Origin of the sequence: Tsukamurella sp. TY48, from assembly GCF_019656655.1 — a bacterium.
GTDB lineage: Bacteria > Actinomycetota > Actinomycetes > Mycobacteriales > Mycobacteriaceae > Tsukamurella > Tsukamurella strandjordii.
Genome location: NZ_BPMV01000001.1, coordinates 943,875 through 960,381, shown reverse-complemented (window position 1 = coordinate 960,381; position 16,507 = coordinate 943,875). Strand labels below are relative to the sequence as shown.

14 protein-coding genes are annotated in these 16,507 nt (G+C 70.5%); 10 read left to right on the top strand and 4 right to left on the bottom strand.

Annotated elements, in window-relative coordinates; genetic code table 11:
- Positions 1–135 precede the first annotated feature (135 nt).
- The 4 genes from TTY48_RS04685 (at position 136) to TTY48_RS04670 (ending at position 5,094) form a co-directional block, all read left to right on the top strand.
- Positions 136–1,878 (top strand): GMC family oxidoreductase N-terminal domain-containing protein, encoded by a 1,743-nt coding sequence (locus TTY48_RS04685; protein ID WP_220656397.1) that lies wholly within the window; start codon positions 136–138, stop codon positions 1,876–1,878.
- A 95-nt stretch (positions 1,879–1,973) separates the two neighbouring features.
- Positions 1,974–2,627 carry a DNA alkylation repair protein gene (locus tag TTY48_RS04680; RefSeq protein WP_220656396.1) on the top strand — a complete coding sequence of 218 codons (654 nt, stop codon included), beginning with the start codon at positions 1,974–1,976 and terminating at the stop codon, positions 2,625–2,627.
- A gap of 24 nt (positions 2,628–2,651) precedes the next feature.
- Complete coding sequence (guaA, locus tag TTY48_RS04675) at positions 2,652–4,247, top strand: glutamine-hydrolyzing GMP synthase (RefSeq protein WP_220656395.1); 1,596 nt, start codon at positions 2,652–2,654, stop codon at positions 4,245–4,247.
- Between the two features lie 40 nt (positions 4,248–4,287).
- Complete coding sequence (locus tag TTY48_RS04670; protein WP_220656394.1) at positions 4,288–5,094, top strand: NAD(P)H-binding protein; 807 nt, start codon at positions 4,288–4,290, stop codon at positions 5,092–5,094.
- Positions 5,095–5,166: 72 nt separating this feature from the next.
- Here TTY48_RS04670 and TTY48_RS04665 read toward each other — a convergent pair whose 3' ends face one another.
- Positions 5,167–5,412, bottom strand: coding sequence for a hypothetical protein (locus TTY48_RS04665; protein ID WP_220656393.1), 246 nt, complete (start codon positions 5,410–5,412; stop codon positions 5,167–5,169).
- The gene (locus TTY48_RS04660; RefSeq protein ID WP_220656392.1) at positions 5,402–6,787 is read right to left on the bottom strand and encodes a PspC domain-containing protein; all 1,386 of its coding nucleotides are present in this window, start codon (positions 6,785–6,787) and stop codon (positions 5,402–5,404) included. Before TTY48_RS04660 ends, TTY48_RS04665 begins: the two co-directional genes overlap by 11 nt.
- 154 nt (positions 6,788–6,941) lie before the next feature.
- On the opposite strand from TTY48_RS04660, the gene TTY48_RS04655 reads away from it, so the two are divergent.
- On the top strand, positions 6,942–8,345 hold the full coding sequence (locus tag TTY48_RS04655; RefSeq protein ID WP_220656391.1) for an ATP-binding protein: 1,404 nt from the start codon (positions 6,942–6,944) through the stop codon (positions 8,343–8,345).
- On the top strand, positions 8,342–9,013 hold the full coding sequence (locus TTY48_RS04650; protein WP_220656390.1) for a response regulator transcription factor: 672 nt from the start codon (positions 8,342–8,344) through the stop codon (positions 9,011–9,013). The genes TTY48_RS04655 and TTY48_RS04650 overlap by 4 nt, the downstream gene beginning before the upstream one ends.
- Before the next feature lie 18 nt (positions 9,014–9,031).
- Here TTY48_RS04650 and TTY48_RS04645 read toward each other — a convergent pair whose 3' ends face one another.
- Together TTY48_RS04645 and TTY48_RS04640 are read right to left on the bottom strand one after the other, a co-directional pair.
- The gene (locus TTY48_RS04645; RefSeq protein WP_220656389.1) at positions 9,032–10,195 is read right to left on the bottom strand and encodes a serine/threonine-protein kinase; all 1,164 of its coding nucleotides are present in this window, start codon (positions 10,193–10,195) and stop codon (positions 9,032–9,034) included.
- A 16-nt stretch (positions 10,196–10,211) separates the two neighbouring features.
- Entirely contained in the window at positions 10,212–10,760 is a 549-nt protein-coding gene (locus TTY48_RS04640; RefSeq protein ID WP_220656388.1) for an ABATE domain-containing protein, read from the bottom strand.
- 49 nt (positions 10,761–10,809) lie between these two features.
- On the opposite strand from TTY48_RS04640, the gene TTY48_RS04635 reads away from it, so the two are divergent.
- From TTY48_RS04635 to TTY48_RS04620, 4 genes are all read left to right on the top strand, one after another.
- A complete protein-coding gene (locus tag TTY48_RS04635) occupies positions 10,810–12,309 on the top strand; it encodes an amino acid permease (RefSeq protein WP_220656387.1) in 1,500 nt (499 codons plus the stop codon).
- A 185-nt stretch (positions 12,310–12,494) separates the two neighbouring features.
- Entirely contained in the window at positions 12,495–14,627 is a 2,133-nt protein-coding gene (locus TTY48_RS04630; protein ID WP_255585503.1) for a DUF6421 family protein, read from the top strand.
- On the top strand, positions 14,624–15,337 hold the full coding sequence (locus tag TTY48_RS04625; RefSeq protein ID WP_220656385.1) for an SDR family oxidoreductase: 714 nt from the start codon (positions 14,624–14,626) through the stop codon (positions 15,335–15,337). The genes TTY48_RS04630 and TTY48_RS04625 overlap by 4 nt, the downstream gene beginning before the upstream one ends.
- Positions 15,334–16,386 carry a low specificity L-threonine aldolase gene (locus TTY48_RS04620; RefSeq protein ID WP_220656384.1) on the top strand — a complete coding sequence of 351 codons (1,053 nt, stop codon included), beginning with the start codon at positions 15,334–15,336 and terminating at the stop codon, positions 16,384–16,386. The genes TTY48_RS04625 and TTY48_RS04620 overlap by 4 nt, the downstream gene beginning before the upstream one ends.
- Positions 16,387–16,507: the final 121 nt, after the last annotated feature.

Sequence of the window (16,507 nt, the reverse complement as noted above, 5' to 3'; positions counted from 1 at the left end):
TCGGGTCGGACCGTGGAAGCCGCCGAAGCACTGTTATTGAGTGGTGTTTAGTAGTACCGTTACCCGTCAGTAGGGCCGTTTCAGCCGCGGCCCGGTGACACATGTCCGCGCAGGACGGGTGATAGGGGAACTGCAATGGTCAAGCAGAAGACGGGCGACCACTTCGACGTCCTGGTGATCGGCTCCGGGTTCGGCGGCAGCGTCACGGCGCTGCGGCTCACCGAGAAGGGCTACCGCGTGGGCGTCCTCGAGGCCGGACAGCGCTTCAACGACGAGGACTTCGCCGAGACCACCTGGAACCTCAAGAAGTTCCTCTGGGCGCCGAAGCTCGGCTGCTTCGGCATCCAGCGCATCCACCTGCTCAACGACGCCGTGGTGCTCGCGGGCGCCGGCGTGGGCGGCGGCTCGCTGAACTACGCCAACACGCTGTACAAGCCGCCGGCGCCGTTCTTCAACGACCCGCAGTGGAAGGACATCACCGACTGGGACGATGAGCTCAGCCCGTTCTACGACCAGGCCCGGCGCATGCTCGGCGTGGTGAAGAACCCGCACGAGACCCCGTCCGACCGCGTGATCAAGCAGATCGCCGACGAGATGGGCGTGGGCGATACCTATGTCGCCACCCCCGTGGGCGTGTACTTCAACCAGCCCGGCCGCACCGACGCCGATCCCTTCTTCGGCGGCGCGGGCCCTGCTCGCACCGGCTGCACCGAATGCGGACAGTGCATGTCGGGCTGCCGGGTGGGCGCGAAGAACACCCTGATGAAGAACTACATCCACCTCGCCGAGAAGGGCGGGGCCCGGTTCATCCCGATGACCACGGTGACCGGCGTCCGCGAGGGTCGCAAGGGCGTGTGGGAGATCGACACCGAGCGCACCGGCGCGATCGCGCGGAAGAACCGCACCGTGTACACCGCGGACAACGTGGTCTTCGCCGCGGGCACCTGGGGCACGCAGACGCTGCTGCACCACCTCAAGGACACCGGCGCCCTGCCCGAGCTGTCCGATCGGCTCGGCGTGCTCACCCGCACCAACTCGGAGTCGATCCTGGGCTCCGCGCGCACCGTCGCCGATCCGAACGAGGACCTGTCCAAGGGCGTGGCGATCACCAGCTCCTTCTACCCGCGCCCCGACACCCACATCGAGCCGGTCCGCTACGGCCCCGGCCGCAACGCCATGGGCCTGCTGCAGACCCTTCTCGTGGACGGTGACGAGAAGCGCACCCGCCTCGGCGGCTTCGTCAAGGGCCTGGCGCGCAAGCCCTCCGATCTGAAACTGCTGCTCACCCAGAAGAACTGGGGTCAGCGCGTGCTGATCCTGCTGGTGATGCAGAGCCTCGACAACTCGATCACCACGTACACCAAGAAGATTCCCGGCTCGAAGAAGCGGCGCATGGTCTCCAAGCAGGGCCACGGCGCGCCGAACCCCACCTGGATCCCGGCGGGCAACGAAGCCGCGCGGATCGGCGCCGAGAAGCTGAACGGCGTGGCCGGTGGCACCTGGGGCGATATCTTCAACGTCCCGATGACGGCGCACTTCCTCGGCGGCGCAGCCATTTCCGAGACGCCGGAGCAGGGCGTGATCGATCCGTACCACCGGGTGCACAACTACCCGTCGCTGTTCGTGGTCGACGGTGCCGCCATCTCGGCCAACCTCGGTGTGAACCCGTCGCTGTCGATCGCCGCGCAGGCCGAGCGCGCCGCCTCGCTGTGGCCGAACAAGGGGGAGAAGGACGCCCGCCCCGCGCAGGGCTCCGGCTACCAGCGGATCGTGCCCACGGCGCCGGTCTCGCCCGCCGTGCCGGAGGGGGCGCCCGGACAGCTGCTGCTGCCGCTGCCCAAGGTGCGCCCGGCGCAGGACGCACAGCCCCAGGTCTGATCCGGCTTCACGAATTCGGGTTCTGCGACGGTACTCGGCAGAATCTTCCCGTCTGTGCCCGCAGAACCCGGATTCGTGAGCGCTACCCTCGGGACATGACCGTCGACGAGGCGCTGGCCGAGCTCGCCGCGCTGGAGGACCCGAAGGCGCGCGCCGTGAACGAACGGCACGGCGACCCGCACGGCGTGAACCTGACGAAGCTGCGCGCACTGGCGAAGTCGATCGGCACCGATCAGGAGCTGGCGCGCGAGCTGTGGGCCTCCGGCGATGTCGCGGGGCAGTTGCTGGCGTTGCTCATCGCCAAGCCGAAGCCCTACTCGGCCGACGAGCTCGACACCATGCTCCGCTCCACCCGCAGCGACAAGGCGCACGACTGGCTGCTCAACTACATGGTCGCGAAGTCGCCGCACGCCGACGCGCTGCGGACGCGATGGTTCGACGATGCCGACCCGCGGGTGCGCGCCGCGGGGTGGGCGCTCACCACGCGCGCGGTGACGAAGACCGACCTCGACCGGGACGCCCTGCTGGACCAGATCGAGTCCCAGATGAAGGACGCCGCGCCGAAGCTGCAGTGGGCGATGAACGAGACGCTGGCCACCATCGGCATCGAGGACACCTCCCGCCGCGCCCGCGCGATCGGCATCGGGGAAGACCTGCAGGTCCTGGCCGACTACCCGGTGTCGAAGGGCTGCACATCGCCCTTCGCCCCGGCGTGGATCACGGAGATGGTCCGCCGTCGCGAGGCCTGACCGGCGACCACTAGACTGTCCCGGGTGACGGATTCCTCGCCCAGCAGCGTTTCGCCCGCCCAGCCCGCCCCGGTTCTGGTCGTCGACTTCGGCGCGCAGTACGCGCAGCTGATCGCCCGCCGCGTCCGCGAGGCGCGGATCTACTCCGAGGTGGTGCCGCACACCATCACCGCCGACGAGGTGAAGGCCAAGAATCCCGCGGCCATCGTGCTCTCCGGTGGACCGGCGTCGGTGTACGCCGAGGACGCGCCGAGCCTCGACCCCGCCGTCTTCGACCTGGGTGTTCCCGTTTTCGGCATCTGCTACGGCTTCCAGATGATGGCCCGGGCGCTCGGCGGCACCGTCGCCAACACCGGTGGGCGCGAGTTCGGCCGCACCACGCTGACCCCCGAGGGCGACGGTGTGCTGCACACCGGACTGCCCGCCGAGCAGCCGGTGTGGATGAGTCACAACGACGCTGTGCAGATCGCGCCCGAGGGCTTCGCCACCGTCGCATCCACTCCGGGCGCGCCGGTCGCCGCGTTCGAGAACGTCGACAAGCGGATGGCCGGCGTCCAGTACCACCCGGAGGTGCTGCACAGCCCGCACGGCCAGGAGGTGCTCACCCGCTTCCTGTACGAGATCGCCGGCTTGCAGCCCACCTGGACCGCTGCCAATATCGCCGAGCAGCTGATCGAGGACGTGCGCGCGCAGGTGGGCGACGGCCTGGCGCTGTGCGCACTGTCCGGCGGCGTCGACTCCGCGGTGGCCGCGGCGCTCGTGCAGAAGGCCATCGGTGACCGTCTGACCTGTGTCTTCGTCGATCACGGCCTGCTGCGGCAGGGCGAGCGCGAGCAGGTGCAGACCGACTTCGTCGCCTCCACCGGTGCCCGCCTGATCACCGCCGACGCCGAGGACACCTTCCTCGGGCACCTCAAGGGCGTCTCCGACCCGGAGGAGAAGCGCAAGATCATCGGTCGCGAGTTCATCCGTGCGCTCGAGGCTGCCACTTCAGAGGCGCTGGGCGAGCGTGCGGCTGAGGGCCACACGATCGATTTTCTGGTGCAGGGCACCCTGTACCCGGACGTCGTCGAGTCCGGCGGCGGCGCCGGCACCGCGAACATCAAGAGCCACCACAACGTGGGCGGCCTTCCGGAGGATCTCGAGTTCACCCTGGTCGAGCCGCTGCGCCTGCTGTTCAAGGACGAGGTGCGCGCCGTGGGCCGCGAGCTGGGCCTGCCCGAGGAGATCGTCGGCCGCCAGCCCTTCCCCGGACCGGGCCTGGCGATCCGCATCGTCGGCGAGGTCACCAAGGATCGGCTGGAGCTGCTGCGCAAGGCCGATGCGATCGCGCGTGAGGAGCTCACCGCCGCGGGTCTGGACGGCACCATCTGGCAGTGCCCCGTGGTGCTGCTCGCGGACGTGCGCAGCGTGGGCGTGCAGGGCGACGGCCGCACCTACGGTCACCCGATCGTGCTCCGGCCGGTCAGCTCCGAGGACGCGATGACGGCGGACTGGACCCGCGTGCCCTACGAGACGCTGGAGATCATCTCCACCCGCATCACCAACGAGGTGGAAGAGGTCAACCGCGTGGTGCTCGACGTGACGAGCAAGCCGCCGGGGACCATCGAGTGGGAATAACGGTCACCTTCTGACCGGTGCCGTCGGTACCGTCGTGTCCATGACGATTCTGGTGACGGGTGCGACGGGCAACATCGGACGGAAAGTGGTCGACGAGCTGGTGGCCAGGGGAGCGACGGACATCCGCGCGCTCACCACGAACCCCGCCAAGGCGGATCTGCCCGCGGGCGTGGAGGCCTTCAACGGTTTCATCGGCAAACCCGAGACGCTCGACGGTGCCTTCGAGGGCGTCACAAGCATGTACCTCGCCCCGTACGAGCCCACCGCGGCCGAGGTGCTGCAGCGGGCGAAAGACGGTGGCGTCCAGTACGTGGTGGCCACCTCCGGCAGCGCGCACTGGCAGGCGCTCACCGACACCATCCTCGCGAGCGGGCTCGATGTGACGGTCCTCGGACCCGGGGAGTTCATGGAGAACTTCGCGGGCTGGGCGGGCCAGGTGGCCGAGGGCGTGGTCCGCGAGCCGTACCCCGATGCGGGGAGCGCCCCGATCTCGATGGGCGACATCGCCGCCGTCGCCGCGGCGCTGCTGACGGCCGCGGATCGTGCGCCGCACGTGGGCGAGGTCTACGAGCTCACCGGACCGGCGTACCTGAACCGGGTGGCGATGGCAGAGGCGATCGGCGAGGGGATCGGTCGGCCGGTGCGGTTCGAGCAGATCACCCGCGAGGAAGCCGAGGAGCAGCTGCGCCCCACGATGGGTGATATGGCCTCCTGGTATCTCGATCTGCAGAAGTCGTCGATCGAGTGGAAGCAGCAGCCGAACGAGCTGGTGCAGCAGCTCTCGGGGCGCCCGGCCACCAGCCTGGCGCAGTGGGCGGCGGCGAATCGGGAGTTGTTCTCCGCCTGACCTTTCCCGGAACAGGGAAAAGCCCGGGGCGCGCGGGTGAGGGAGCGCGCCCCGGGCTGGTCGGGTCGCCGGTTACGGCGAGTCGGTGTGAGTGCCCTTGGTGGGCTTGATGATCAGCATCAGTCCGGCCACCGCGATGGCACCGATCACCACGACCGCCAGGAGTGTCTCGGCGCTGATCAGGTTCGGGCCTCCGGCCGCTCCCCACAGTGCCACGGTGAGCGCGATCAGCCCGGCGACGAGCAGAGCGGGGGAGAACCGGCGGCTCTGCGGGGGTTCGGTCGTCGTTGTGCTCGTGGTGTTCTCATCAGCGGACACGGTTCACCTCCACGCTGCCGACGTTGCCGCTGGCATCGATCTTCAGGGTCGGGGCGTCGGGCTTGGCGCCGACACCGACGAGTGTTCCTTGGGGGCACCGGGTGTCGCCCACGTTCACGGAGCAGGTCACCTCGACGTTCATCGACTCGGGCACCGTGATCCGGGTTTCCCCCGCGGCCACCCGGGTCTTGAGCTTGCGGTCCTCGTCCAGGGTCATGCCGCGCAGATCGAGGGTGAGCGTGCCGGCCTGGAGCTTGAACTCCTCCGGCATCGTCGTCGGGTCGGTGAGGACGTACGAGCGGTCACCGCGCGGCGCGTCGACGTAACCGCTCATCACGTTCTGCGCGGTCGCGGCGATCACCACGAATCCGGCGAGCGGGATCGCCGCCACCAGGAGTCCGTAGCCGGCTTTCTGGAACGCCCCGAAGAGCAGCCCTCCGGCGATCACGCCGAGTACGAGCGATCCGGCCAGCACGGGCGAGATGGACGCCAGCCCGGTCACATTCACGGCGGCGATCGCCGCGGCGGTGAGCAGCGCGATTCCCAGCGTGACCGGGGTGATCCGCGATCGTCGGCGGGGAATCGGTGCGGGTGCCTGGGCCTGTGCCGGCTCCGGGAGATCCCACGCGAAGGGGGCGGCGCCCAGCGGATCCCAGCGCGGCGGGCGGATCTCCTCGGTCACCTGATCCCGGCGCTGCGGCTGCTGTGACGCCTGCGCCTGCGGATGAGCCTGTACCGCAGGGGCACTCGGCGCGTCCGCGCCGGGCTTGCGGTCCTGCGTCGTGCCCGTGGCGTGCGCCTCGGCCTCGGGGCGCGCGCCGGGGTGCGGTTCCGCCGGCGCGGCGAAGGTGCTCGGATCGGTGCCGGCGGGCGGCTGCCACGCGGGCTGCCAGCGGAACGGGGCCGCGGGCGGCTGCCAGGCGCCCACCGGTGCGGGACCCGCGTCCACGAACTGCGAGGAGATCGCCGTGCCGGGAGGCGCGACCGGGGTGCGCTGGTGCAGCGCGTACCAGCCGACCAGCAGCAGTGCCGCGCTGATCAGCCCGGAGCCGGGCCACGAGGAGCTCATTCCGCTGCCCATGGTCACCGCGATCCCCGCCGCGATGATCAGCACGAAGGGCGGCGGGCCGCTGCGCTCGGGCCGGTACTCGCGGTAGGGCTCCTTGGGCATGACGAAGATGGCAACGATGTAGGCGAGCAGCCCGGCGCCGCCCAGCAGGGCCGCACCGAGGAAGGCGGCGCGCACCAGCGCGACGTCCACCTGGTAGCGGCGTGCGAAGCCGGTGCACACGCCGGCGATGGGCGCCCGCCGGGCCCGCAGGGGCCGGGTGTCCCACATCTGCCGGATCTGGCTGGAGAGGGTTGCTGTGTCCATGCCATCGATACTGCTGGCCCGTGCGGCCCGCGACCATCGGGATCTACCCTGAATTCCCGGACGTCCCGCCTCGGGGTAACCGCATCGATCCGGGTGCGAGTGGGGGAGTTCCCCGATGCGCGGTGGCGCACCGTCGTGCCACCATCGAGAAACGATGGCACGACGATCACAACGCGCTCGGCGCGCACGCAACTCCTGGGCGCAGTACCAGGCCTGGGCCCCGGTGTACCCCCGGTACCCGGGCGCTGCGTCGTATCCCCAGCACAGCACGCCGGTCGCGCAGACGCCCGGCCCGCCGACCCCCGGTCCGCAGGTCGCACCCGCGGAGGTGGGGCCCGGCTACCCGCGGATGTACCGCCGCAACGGCGGCGCGGTGATCGGCGGCGTGTGCGGCGGAATCGCCGACCACCTCGATCTCGACGTCACCCGGGTGCGCATCGCCTTCACCCTGCTCGCGCTGCTCGGTGCCGGCGTCGTCATGTACGCCCTGCTGTGGTTCTTCTGCCGGCCCGGCACCGATACCGAGAAGCCCGATCCGGCCGAGCGGCGCCGCGGCCTCGCCCTGGCGGTCCTCGGCGTCGTAGGGGCGGCCACGCTCGCCGCGGTCGCGAGCAACTCGAACACCGGATTCATCGTCCCCGTGATCGTGATCGGTGTGGGTGCCGCCCTGGTGTGGCGCGAGGCCGATTTCGCGGCCCGCGCACCGCATACCGCCGGGCCCGGCGGCTCGCGCCTGCTCACCTGGCTGCGCATGCTGGGCGGTGTCACCCTGGTGATCGTCGGCCTCGCCGTGGTCTTCCTCGGCCGTGTCGACGTCTCCGCCCTGCCCACCGCGCTCGCCGCGGTCGTGCTCACGCTCGTGGGCGTCGCGCTGCTCACGGTCCCCGTCTGGGTGCGCATGTGGCGCGACCTCGGCGAGGAGCGCGCGGCCCGCGTGCGCACCATCGAGCGCGAGGAGATCGCCTCGCACCTGCACGATTCGGTGCTGCAGACCCTGGCCCTCATCCAGAAGCAGTCGTCCGACGGTGCCGCCGTCAAACGGCTGGCCCGCAGTCAGGAGCGCGAGCTGCGCGAGTGGCTGTTCGGCGGCACCGAGGCTCCCGCGAGTTCGCTGGCCGCGGCGCTCAAGGCGGCCGCCGCCGATGTGGAAGACGGGCACGGGGTGGCCGTCAACGTGATCACCGTGGGCGATGTGGAGGGCGACGAGCTGGGTGTCGACGATCGCTTCACCGCGCTGATGGGCGCGGTCAAAGAGGCGATGGTGAACGCCGCCAAGCACTCCGGTTGCGAGACCGTGGACACCTACGCCGAGGTCGACGCCGAACAGGCGGCCGTCTTCGTGCGCGACCGCGGCATCGGATTCGACCCGGACGCGGTACCGTCGGATCGGCAGGGGTTGGCGAAGTCGATCCGGTCCCGCGTGGAGCGTCGGGGCGGCACCGTGGAGGTGCGCTCGGCGCCCGGGCGCGGTACCGAGGTCCGGCTGTCGGTGCCCCGGCCGGGTTCCGACGCAGCCGCGGCGGAGCCGGCGGACTCGATCGCGGAGGAGAGTGCGTGAGCAACCGGGTGTTCCTGGTCGACGATCACGGGGTGTTCCGTTCGGGCGTGCGCGCAGAGCTCGCCCGTGAGGCCAGCATCGAGGTGGTGGGCGAGGCGGGCACCGTCGCCGAGGCGGTGTCCGGAATCCTCTCCGCCGCACCTGATGTGGTTCTGCTGGACGTGCACATGCCCGACGGTGGCGGAGTGGCCGTGCTGCGCGGCGTGACCGACGGTGCGCCGCGCGCCCGTCTGGACAAGACGCCGGTCTTCCTGGCGCTCAGCGTGTCCGATGCCGCGGAGGACGTGATCGCCACGATCCGCGCCGGTGCGCGCGGCTACGTCACCAAGACCATTTCCGGTCCCGAGCTGGCGGATGCGGTGCGCCGGGTGGCCGACGGTGACGCCGTCTTCTCGCCCCGGCTGGCCGGTTTCGTGCTCGACTCCTTCACCGGGCGTTCGCCGGTGCCCGAGCCCGCGCTCGATCCCGAGCTGGACTCGCTGACCCCGCGCGAGCTCGAGGTGCTGCGCCTACTGGCCCGCGGTTACACCTACCGGGAGATCGCCGAGGATCTGTTCATCTCGGTGAAGACGGTGGAGACGCACGCCTCGAACGTTCTGCGGAAGACGCAGCAGAGCAACCGGAACGCGCTCACCCGGTGGGCGCACACCCGGCACCTCGCCGACTGATCGCCCGCCGGTGCGCGGCTATCCGAGCAGCAGGATGACGCCCGCGACCACCGCGGCGAGCACGACGAAACCCAGGATGATCCAGGCCGCGAGCACGGTGTTCGACATCCCGGACGGCGGGGCCACCGGCGGCGGCGTGTAGTTCGTCGCGGGCCGCGGCGCGGCCGGCCGGGGAGTGCTGCCCGACGGCGTCGTCCGCGTGGCACGGGGCTCGCGGGGCGAACGCTCCCCGGCGGTGCGCCGCATCCACACCGCCGTGCCGCCCTCGCCCGGCTGCAGCGGCGAGGCGAGCACCGCGGCGGTGTTGCCGCCGGCCGCGGCCACCTCGGCCAGCCGATCGCGCGCCGCCTCCAGGGAGGGGCGCTTGGTGGGGCTCGGCTGCAGCATGTCCAGGATCACCGCGGTGAGCGGGCCGGTGTGCTTCGGCGGATCGATCTTGCCGCGGGCCACCTTGTGCAGCAGCGACATCGAGTCCTCGTCCACGCCGAAGGGCGGCGTGCCCTCGAGCGCGGTGTACAGGGTGGCACCGAGCGAGTACAGGTCGGAGGCCTCCGAGGGTTCGCCGCCGCGGGCCACCTCGGGCGCGAAGTAGGCGGGAGTCCCGGTGATCACACCCGACTGGCTGGCGGGGCTCTCGTCCTTGATCCGGGCGATGCCGAAGTCGGAGAGCTTGACCGTGCCGGAGGCGCGGCCGCGGTTGGCGATCAGGATGTTGCCGGGCTTGATGTCGCGGTGGGTGATCCCGGCCTCGTGTGCCTCGATGAGGGCGTCGGCCACCTGCGCGCCGATCTGGGCCACCTGCCGGTCGGGCATGCTGCCCGTCATGTGCAGGACCTGCGCCAGCGAGCGCGAGGGGAGGTACTCCATCACCAGCCAGGGCTCGCCGCGGTCGATGGCCACGTCGTACATCGAGATGGCGTTGCGGTGCTGCAGGCGGGCGGCGATCCGGCCCTCGTGCAGGGCGCGCCGGCGCAGCTCGTCGGCCTGCTCGTCGGTGAGTCCCTCGGTGGAGATCACCTGCTTGGCGGCCACATCGCGGTCGAGGCGTTCGTCGCGGGCCAGCCACACGGCGCCCATGCCGCCGCCGCCGATCTTCGACGTCAAGCGGTAGCGTCCGGCCACCAGGTAGTCGGGCCCGGGAACGCCCCGCGTCGTCCCACCGGTTCCCGTCGATTCCGTCACGGGTCGATACTAGAGCTCAGGCCCGACGCGCGCGGTACGCGGCTACATTCAGCCGGTTGTTGCAGCCGTCGTCGCAGTACCTGCGCGAGGAATTGCGCGTGAAGTCCACGAGCACCCCCGCGCAGTCCGGTGCCGAGCACACCCGGAGCCGGTCCAGAGCGTCTGCGCGCACCATGTCCACCAGGCCCATCGCGGGTTCGGCGAGGAAGCGTTCGGCGATCGGCGTCTCGTCCGACCATCCGTGCAGGTGGTAGGGCCAGTCGTCGTGGCGGGCCAACTGCGGCAGCACCTGGGCCTCGCGGAGCATCCGGTTGATCAGGGGTACCGCGCGCGATTCCTCGCCGGCGGCGTCCCACAGTTCGCGCAGCAGGGCGCGCACCGCGTACACCCGCTCCAGCTCGTCGTCGCGGATCGGGATCGGCCCGGTCCAGCCCCATCGCGCCACGAACTCGCGCAGCGCGGCCTCGTCGGGCAATCGCTCGACGCGACCGGTGTCCGCATCGGGCGCGGTGTTCACCAGGTCGGCAGCGCTCGCGAGCGCGGATTTGGTGTCGTACGAGAACATGTTGGACGAATGGTAGTCGCCCGTAACAAAGGGTCGCTACTCTCATCGGGTGTCCAGCCCGCTTGGAATCACCCCCGACCCTGCGCTTCGCAAGGGACTGCAAACGCGCCACATCAGCATGATCGCGCTGGGCGGTGCCATCGGCACCGGCCTGTTCGTGGCATCCGGCGCCACCATCAACGCCGCCGGCCCCGGTGGTGCGCTCCTGGCGTACGCGCTCATGGGCGTGATGGTCTTCTTCCTGATGCAGAGCCTCGGCGAGATGTCGGCGTACATGCCGTGCAGCAACCCGTTCGAGGAGTACGGCACCAGGTTCGTCAGTCCGTCGTTCGGCTTCGCCGCCGGATGGAACTACTGGTTCAACTGGTCGATCACGCTGGCCGCGGAGGTGGTGGCGGGCGGGTTGATCATGCGGTTCTGGCTGCCCGACGTGCCCTCGTGGGTGTGGTCGCTGATCTTCCTGGGTGGCTTGCTCGCGCTGAACCTGTTCGCGGTCAAGGCCTTCGGTGAGGCCGAGTTCTGGTTCGCCTCGATCAAGGTGATCGCCGTGGTGGTCTTCCTCATCGTGGGTGTGCTCATGGTCCTCGGTGTGATCAATGGGCCGTCGCCGGGCTTCTCGAACTGGACCATCGGTGATGCGCCCTTCGTGGACTGGCCGCTCGGCATGCTCTCGGTCTTCCTCATCGCCGGTTTCGCCTTCCAGGGCACGGAGATGATCGCCGTGGCCGCGGGCGAGGCGTTGGAGCCGCGCAGCGCCATCCCGAAGGCCGTGCGCACGGTGTTCTTCCGGATCCTGCTGTTCTACATCGGCACGCTCACGATCATCGGCTTCCTCATCCCGTACACCAATCCGGAGCTGTTGGACGCGTCGGACCAGAATGTGGCGGTGGCCCCGTTCACCTTGGTCTTCAAGCTGGCGGGCATCGATGCTGCGGCGTCGATCATGAACGCGGTCATCCTGATCGCCATCCTGTCGGCGGGCAACGCCAGCCTCTACGCCGCCACCCGCGCGCTGTACGGCCTCGGCGTCCAGGGCAGCGCCCCGAAGATCTTCGGCAAGGTCAGCAAGTCGGGCATCCCCGCGGCGGCCGTCGCGGCCACGGCGGCGATCGGCGCGCTGTGCTTCGTGGCGAGCAAGGTGGGCGACGGCAAGGCGTACACGGTGCTGGTGACGGCGTCATCGGTGGCCGGGTTCGTCACCTGGATCGGTATCGCGTGGGCGCACTACCGATTCCGCCGGGCCTGGAACCTGCAGGGTCGCTCGCTCGACGAGCTGCCGTACAAGGCGTGGCTGTACCCGGCGGGTCCGGTGGTGGCCCTGCTCATGTGCGTCGGCGTCATCGCGGGCCAGTACTACGTCTCGGTCCGCAGCGGTTCGGAGGGCGGCCTGGAACTGGTGCTCACCTCGTACGCCGCGCTGATCCTGTTCCTCGGGCTGTGGGCCGGGCACAAGCTGGTCAAGCGCGATCCCACCGTGGATCTGCGCACGGCCGACCTGACGCCGATCGCCGCGGCCTCGGCCCACCGCGACCCCGATCCCGTGGCGTGACCCACCCGGCCTGATCAGGCCCGTGATCTCCGGCCCCGCGGCATGCGCCGCGGGGCCGTTCGCGCTCTCGGCCCGGGGCCCGGCCGGTTACGTTCACGTTTCACCTCCGCATTCCGTTCGGTTCCGCGGGTTTTTGCCGCTAAGATCGCGTTAAGAGTTGTAAGAGGTAAACGATGGGAACGACTATGTCTGATGTCACCGTCTTCCCCCGCGTGCAGGTCGAACAGGCCCGAAGCAGCGCGTGGGCCACGACGATCGAGCGCGCCCGCGAGATGCTCCCGGTGAACCCGGAGGATGCCAGCCTCGCCGTCGCGGTGGACGCACTGCGCCGCCGCGGCATGACCGTCACGGATGCGACGGCACCGCAGGTCACGGTGGACGCGCTGCGCGCCGCCGATGTCTACGTGATCCCCCATCTGGCGCGCGCCGGCGTCGAGCGCGTCACCGGTGACCTGCCCCCGGTGTACGCGGATGCCGAGCTCGACGCGATCGAGCAGTACGTGCGCGGCGGCGGCGGCCTCGTGGTGCTCGCCGAGTGCGATACCGCCACCTCCGGAAGCAACCTCGCCGACCTGCTCGCACGCTTCGGCGTCACGGTGGAGTCGCTGGTGGTGCAGGAGGCCACGGGCGATCGCCGGTTCGGCGGCAACGCCACCTGGATCCGCTCCGTGATCGCCCCCGAGCTGCGCGGACAGGGCCTGGTCGCCGGTGTCGACGAGGCCTGTTTCTACCGCACCGGCGTGCTCGACGTGGGCCCTCCCGGCACCCCGGGCGTCAGCGTCCTGGCCCGCACCAGCGAGAGCGCGTCGCCCGCCGGACGGCCCCTCGCAGTAGCCCTGCAGGTCGGCCTCGGACGCGTCGTGGTCTTCGCGGACTCCGATCTCTTCGGCGACGATTCGATCGATGATTTCGATCAGCGCACGCTGTGGACCAACGTGGTCACCTGGGCCTCGGGCGCACACGGCGACCGCGGCGCGCGGTCCGTCTCGGCCGCCGCGCAGAGCGCCGACTGGGGCGCCCTGAAGGCCGCCGTCAACGAGCTGCGCGCCCTTCAGGAGGCCGACGGCTCCATCGCCGACGCCGCGGATCACGCCCGGGCCGGAGCGCTCGTGGACACGATCGTGGCCCGGATCGCGGCGCTCGCACCGCTGTTCGCGCACGACGCCGAGTACCTCGCCGCGCTGCCGCGCGACTTCCAGCGCTGGGTCGACGGCGGCTTCGGCAAGCCCCTGTTCGACGAGTCGCTGGCCGCCTTCCGTCCCGACCTCGACCGGGTGGACGGCGCGGAGCACCTCGTGGTCTTCCCGATGTACACGCAGAACGGCAACGCGGGCAAGGTCTTCGAGGCCGTCTTGCTCTCCGTGGTCTGGCCCACCTGGCTGGCCGATGTCGAGCAGCGCTTCGACAACGGCAAGTTCCTCGCGGTGGCCTTCGAGGACTTCACGCCCGGCTACGACACCGATTCCGCGGTGCTCTTCCCCGAGACGGTCACCGTGGAGAAGACCCCCGAGTTCCACTGGGGCGCCATCTTCTGCGACCGTGAGGCGGCCCGCTTCCGCCGGGTGACCGGCGCGGCCTCGGAGGTGCTTTCGCTGCAGCTCCCGCCCGACGGTGAGCGGCTGGTGGCCTCGCAGGCCCTGGCGCAGTCCACGTTCGCGATGTGGGATCTGATCCACGATCGCACCCACAGCCGCGGTGATCTGCCCTTCGATCCGTTCATGATCAAGCAGCGGATGCCCTTCTGGCTGTACGCGCTCGAGGAGCTGCGCTGCGATCTCACCACCTTCCGCGAGGCCTACGGCCTGCAGCAGGAGGGGCATCCGTACGGTCTGCCGGTGCAGCTGGCCATCCTGTGCGATCGGCTCTTCCGCTTCCCGATCACCGGCAACCGCGTGCGCAACTACGACGGCCTCGGCGGTCAGCTGCTGTTCGCCTACCTGCACCGTCACGGCGCGCTGCGCTGGCGCGACAACCGGCTCTCCTTCGACTGGAAGGAGCTGCCGCTCCAGGTGATCCGGCTCGCCGAGGAGATCGAGGAGCTCTACCGCACCGGCATCGACCGGTCGAAGGTGGGCCAGTGGCTGGCCACCTACGAGTTCGTCTCCTCGTACGTGGTGCCCGCTCCCGGGTCCACCTGGGCGAAGGGCGCGCAGGCGTTGCCGCTCGACGGTGAGCCGCGCGGTCTGGTGGATCTCGTCCTGCCGGACGAGTTCCCGCTGAACGTCTTCTTCGAGGCTCTGCGCCGCAAGATGGGTGCCGTCGTCGATTCCACCCGCGGCATCACCGCCGACGCCGAGCAGGTCGGGGCCGGGGCGTGACCGGGGTCGCCGGGCGCACCGTCGTGGTGACGGGCGCGAACGGCGCCCTCGGACAGGCGGTCACCGCGCTGCTCGTCGAGCGCGGGGCACGGGTGGCCGTGATCAGCCGGGGCGAGGCGGATTCCGCTCTCACCGCGCTCGACGGCGTGCGGGCCTACCGGGCCGATCTCAGCGACGATGCGGCGACCGCCGAGGCGGCGCGGAGCATCGTCACCGATCACGGCGGTATCGACGGTGTGCTGCACCTGGTGGGCGGCTGGCGCGGCGGTGTCGCGATCGAGGAGTCCGATCCGGCCGATTGGGATTTCCTGGACCAGGGCCTGATCCGCAGCCTGCAGTGCGTGACCCGGGCGTTCTACGCGCCGCTGGCGGCGAGCTCCGATGCCCGGTTGGCGATCATCTCCTCGACCGCGGTCGCGAAGCCGACCGCCAAGAACGCGATGTACGCCTCGGCGAAAGCCGCCTCGGAGGCCTGGATCCTCGCGCTCGCCGATGCCTTCGGCGACGGGGCCGCTGCGGCCACCGCGCTGCGGGTGATGGCGCTGCTCACCCCGCAGATGCGGGAGGCCTCGCCGGAGCGGAAGTTCCCGCGGTACACGCCGATCGAGACGGTGGCGCAGCGGCTCGTCGGGCTGTGGGACGTTCCCGCGGCCGAGCTGAACGGCACCGTGCACACCCTGATCCCCGGTGAGGAGAACACCACCGCATGACACAGCTGCACGATCCCGCCAAGCGGGGTTTCGCGAGCGACAACTACTCCGGTGTGCTGCCGGAGGTGCTGGCCGCGATCGGCGAGGCCAACCTGGGGCACCAGGTGGCCTACGGCGGAGACCAGTACACCGCCGCACTGGGGGAGCGGGTGCGCGAGCTGTTCGGTGAACGCGCGCAGGCCTTCCCGGTGTTCAACGGCACCGGCGCGAACGTGGTGGCGCTGCAGGCCGTGAGCGACCGCTGGTCGGCCGTGGTGTGCGCGGATTCCGGGCACATCCACGTCGACGAGGGCGGCGCGCCCGAGAAGGTGGCCGGCCTCAAGCTCTTCGTGGTGCCCGAGGTGGGCGGCAAGCTCACCCCCGAGGCGATCTCGGCGGCGGTCCCGGACCGGGCCGGCGATGAGCACTGGGCGCAGCCGCGGGTGCTGTCGGTGGCGCAGTCCACCGAGCTCGGCACGGTGTACACCGTGGATGAGCTTCGTGCACTTGCCGATTACGCGCACGAGCGCGGCTGGCTGCTGCACATCGACGGTTCCCGGCTGGGTAACGCCGCGGCGAGCCTCGGTGTGGAACCGCGGGCGATCACCACCGACATCGGCGCCGACATCGTGAGTGTGGGCGGCACCAAGAGCGGTCTGCTGGGCGGCGAGCTGGTGCTGGTGCTCAATCCCGAGGCCACCAAGGGGATCGAGTACGTGCGCAAGCTGTCGATGCAGCTCGCCTCGAAGCAACGGTTCATCGCCGCGCAGTTCCTCGCGCTGTTCTCCGACGGCCTGCACCTGCGGGTCGCGGGGCACGCGAACGCGATGGCCACGCTGCTGGCGGAGCTGGTGGGCGAGATCCCCGGCGTCGAGCTCACCCAGCCGGTGCAGTCCAACGCCGTCTTCGCCGTGCTCCCGCACGCCGCCTCCGAGGCGCTGATGCAGCGGGTCCCGTTCTACTTCTGGGACGAGGCCCGCGGTGAGGTGCGCTGGATGTGCTCCTGGGACACCACCGAACAGGACGTTCGCGATTTCGCCGAGCTGGTGCGGAGCGAGCTGGCCTCGTAGGTCCGCTCTGGCGGTACCGGAGGCCCCGCTCGGTGCGGCGGGTTCCGGCCGCCCGCCGACGGTCGTCATTCCCGCTCCCGTTTCCGCTTCCCGCTCCCTTCGTATCAGGAGCGGGACGCGG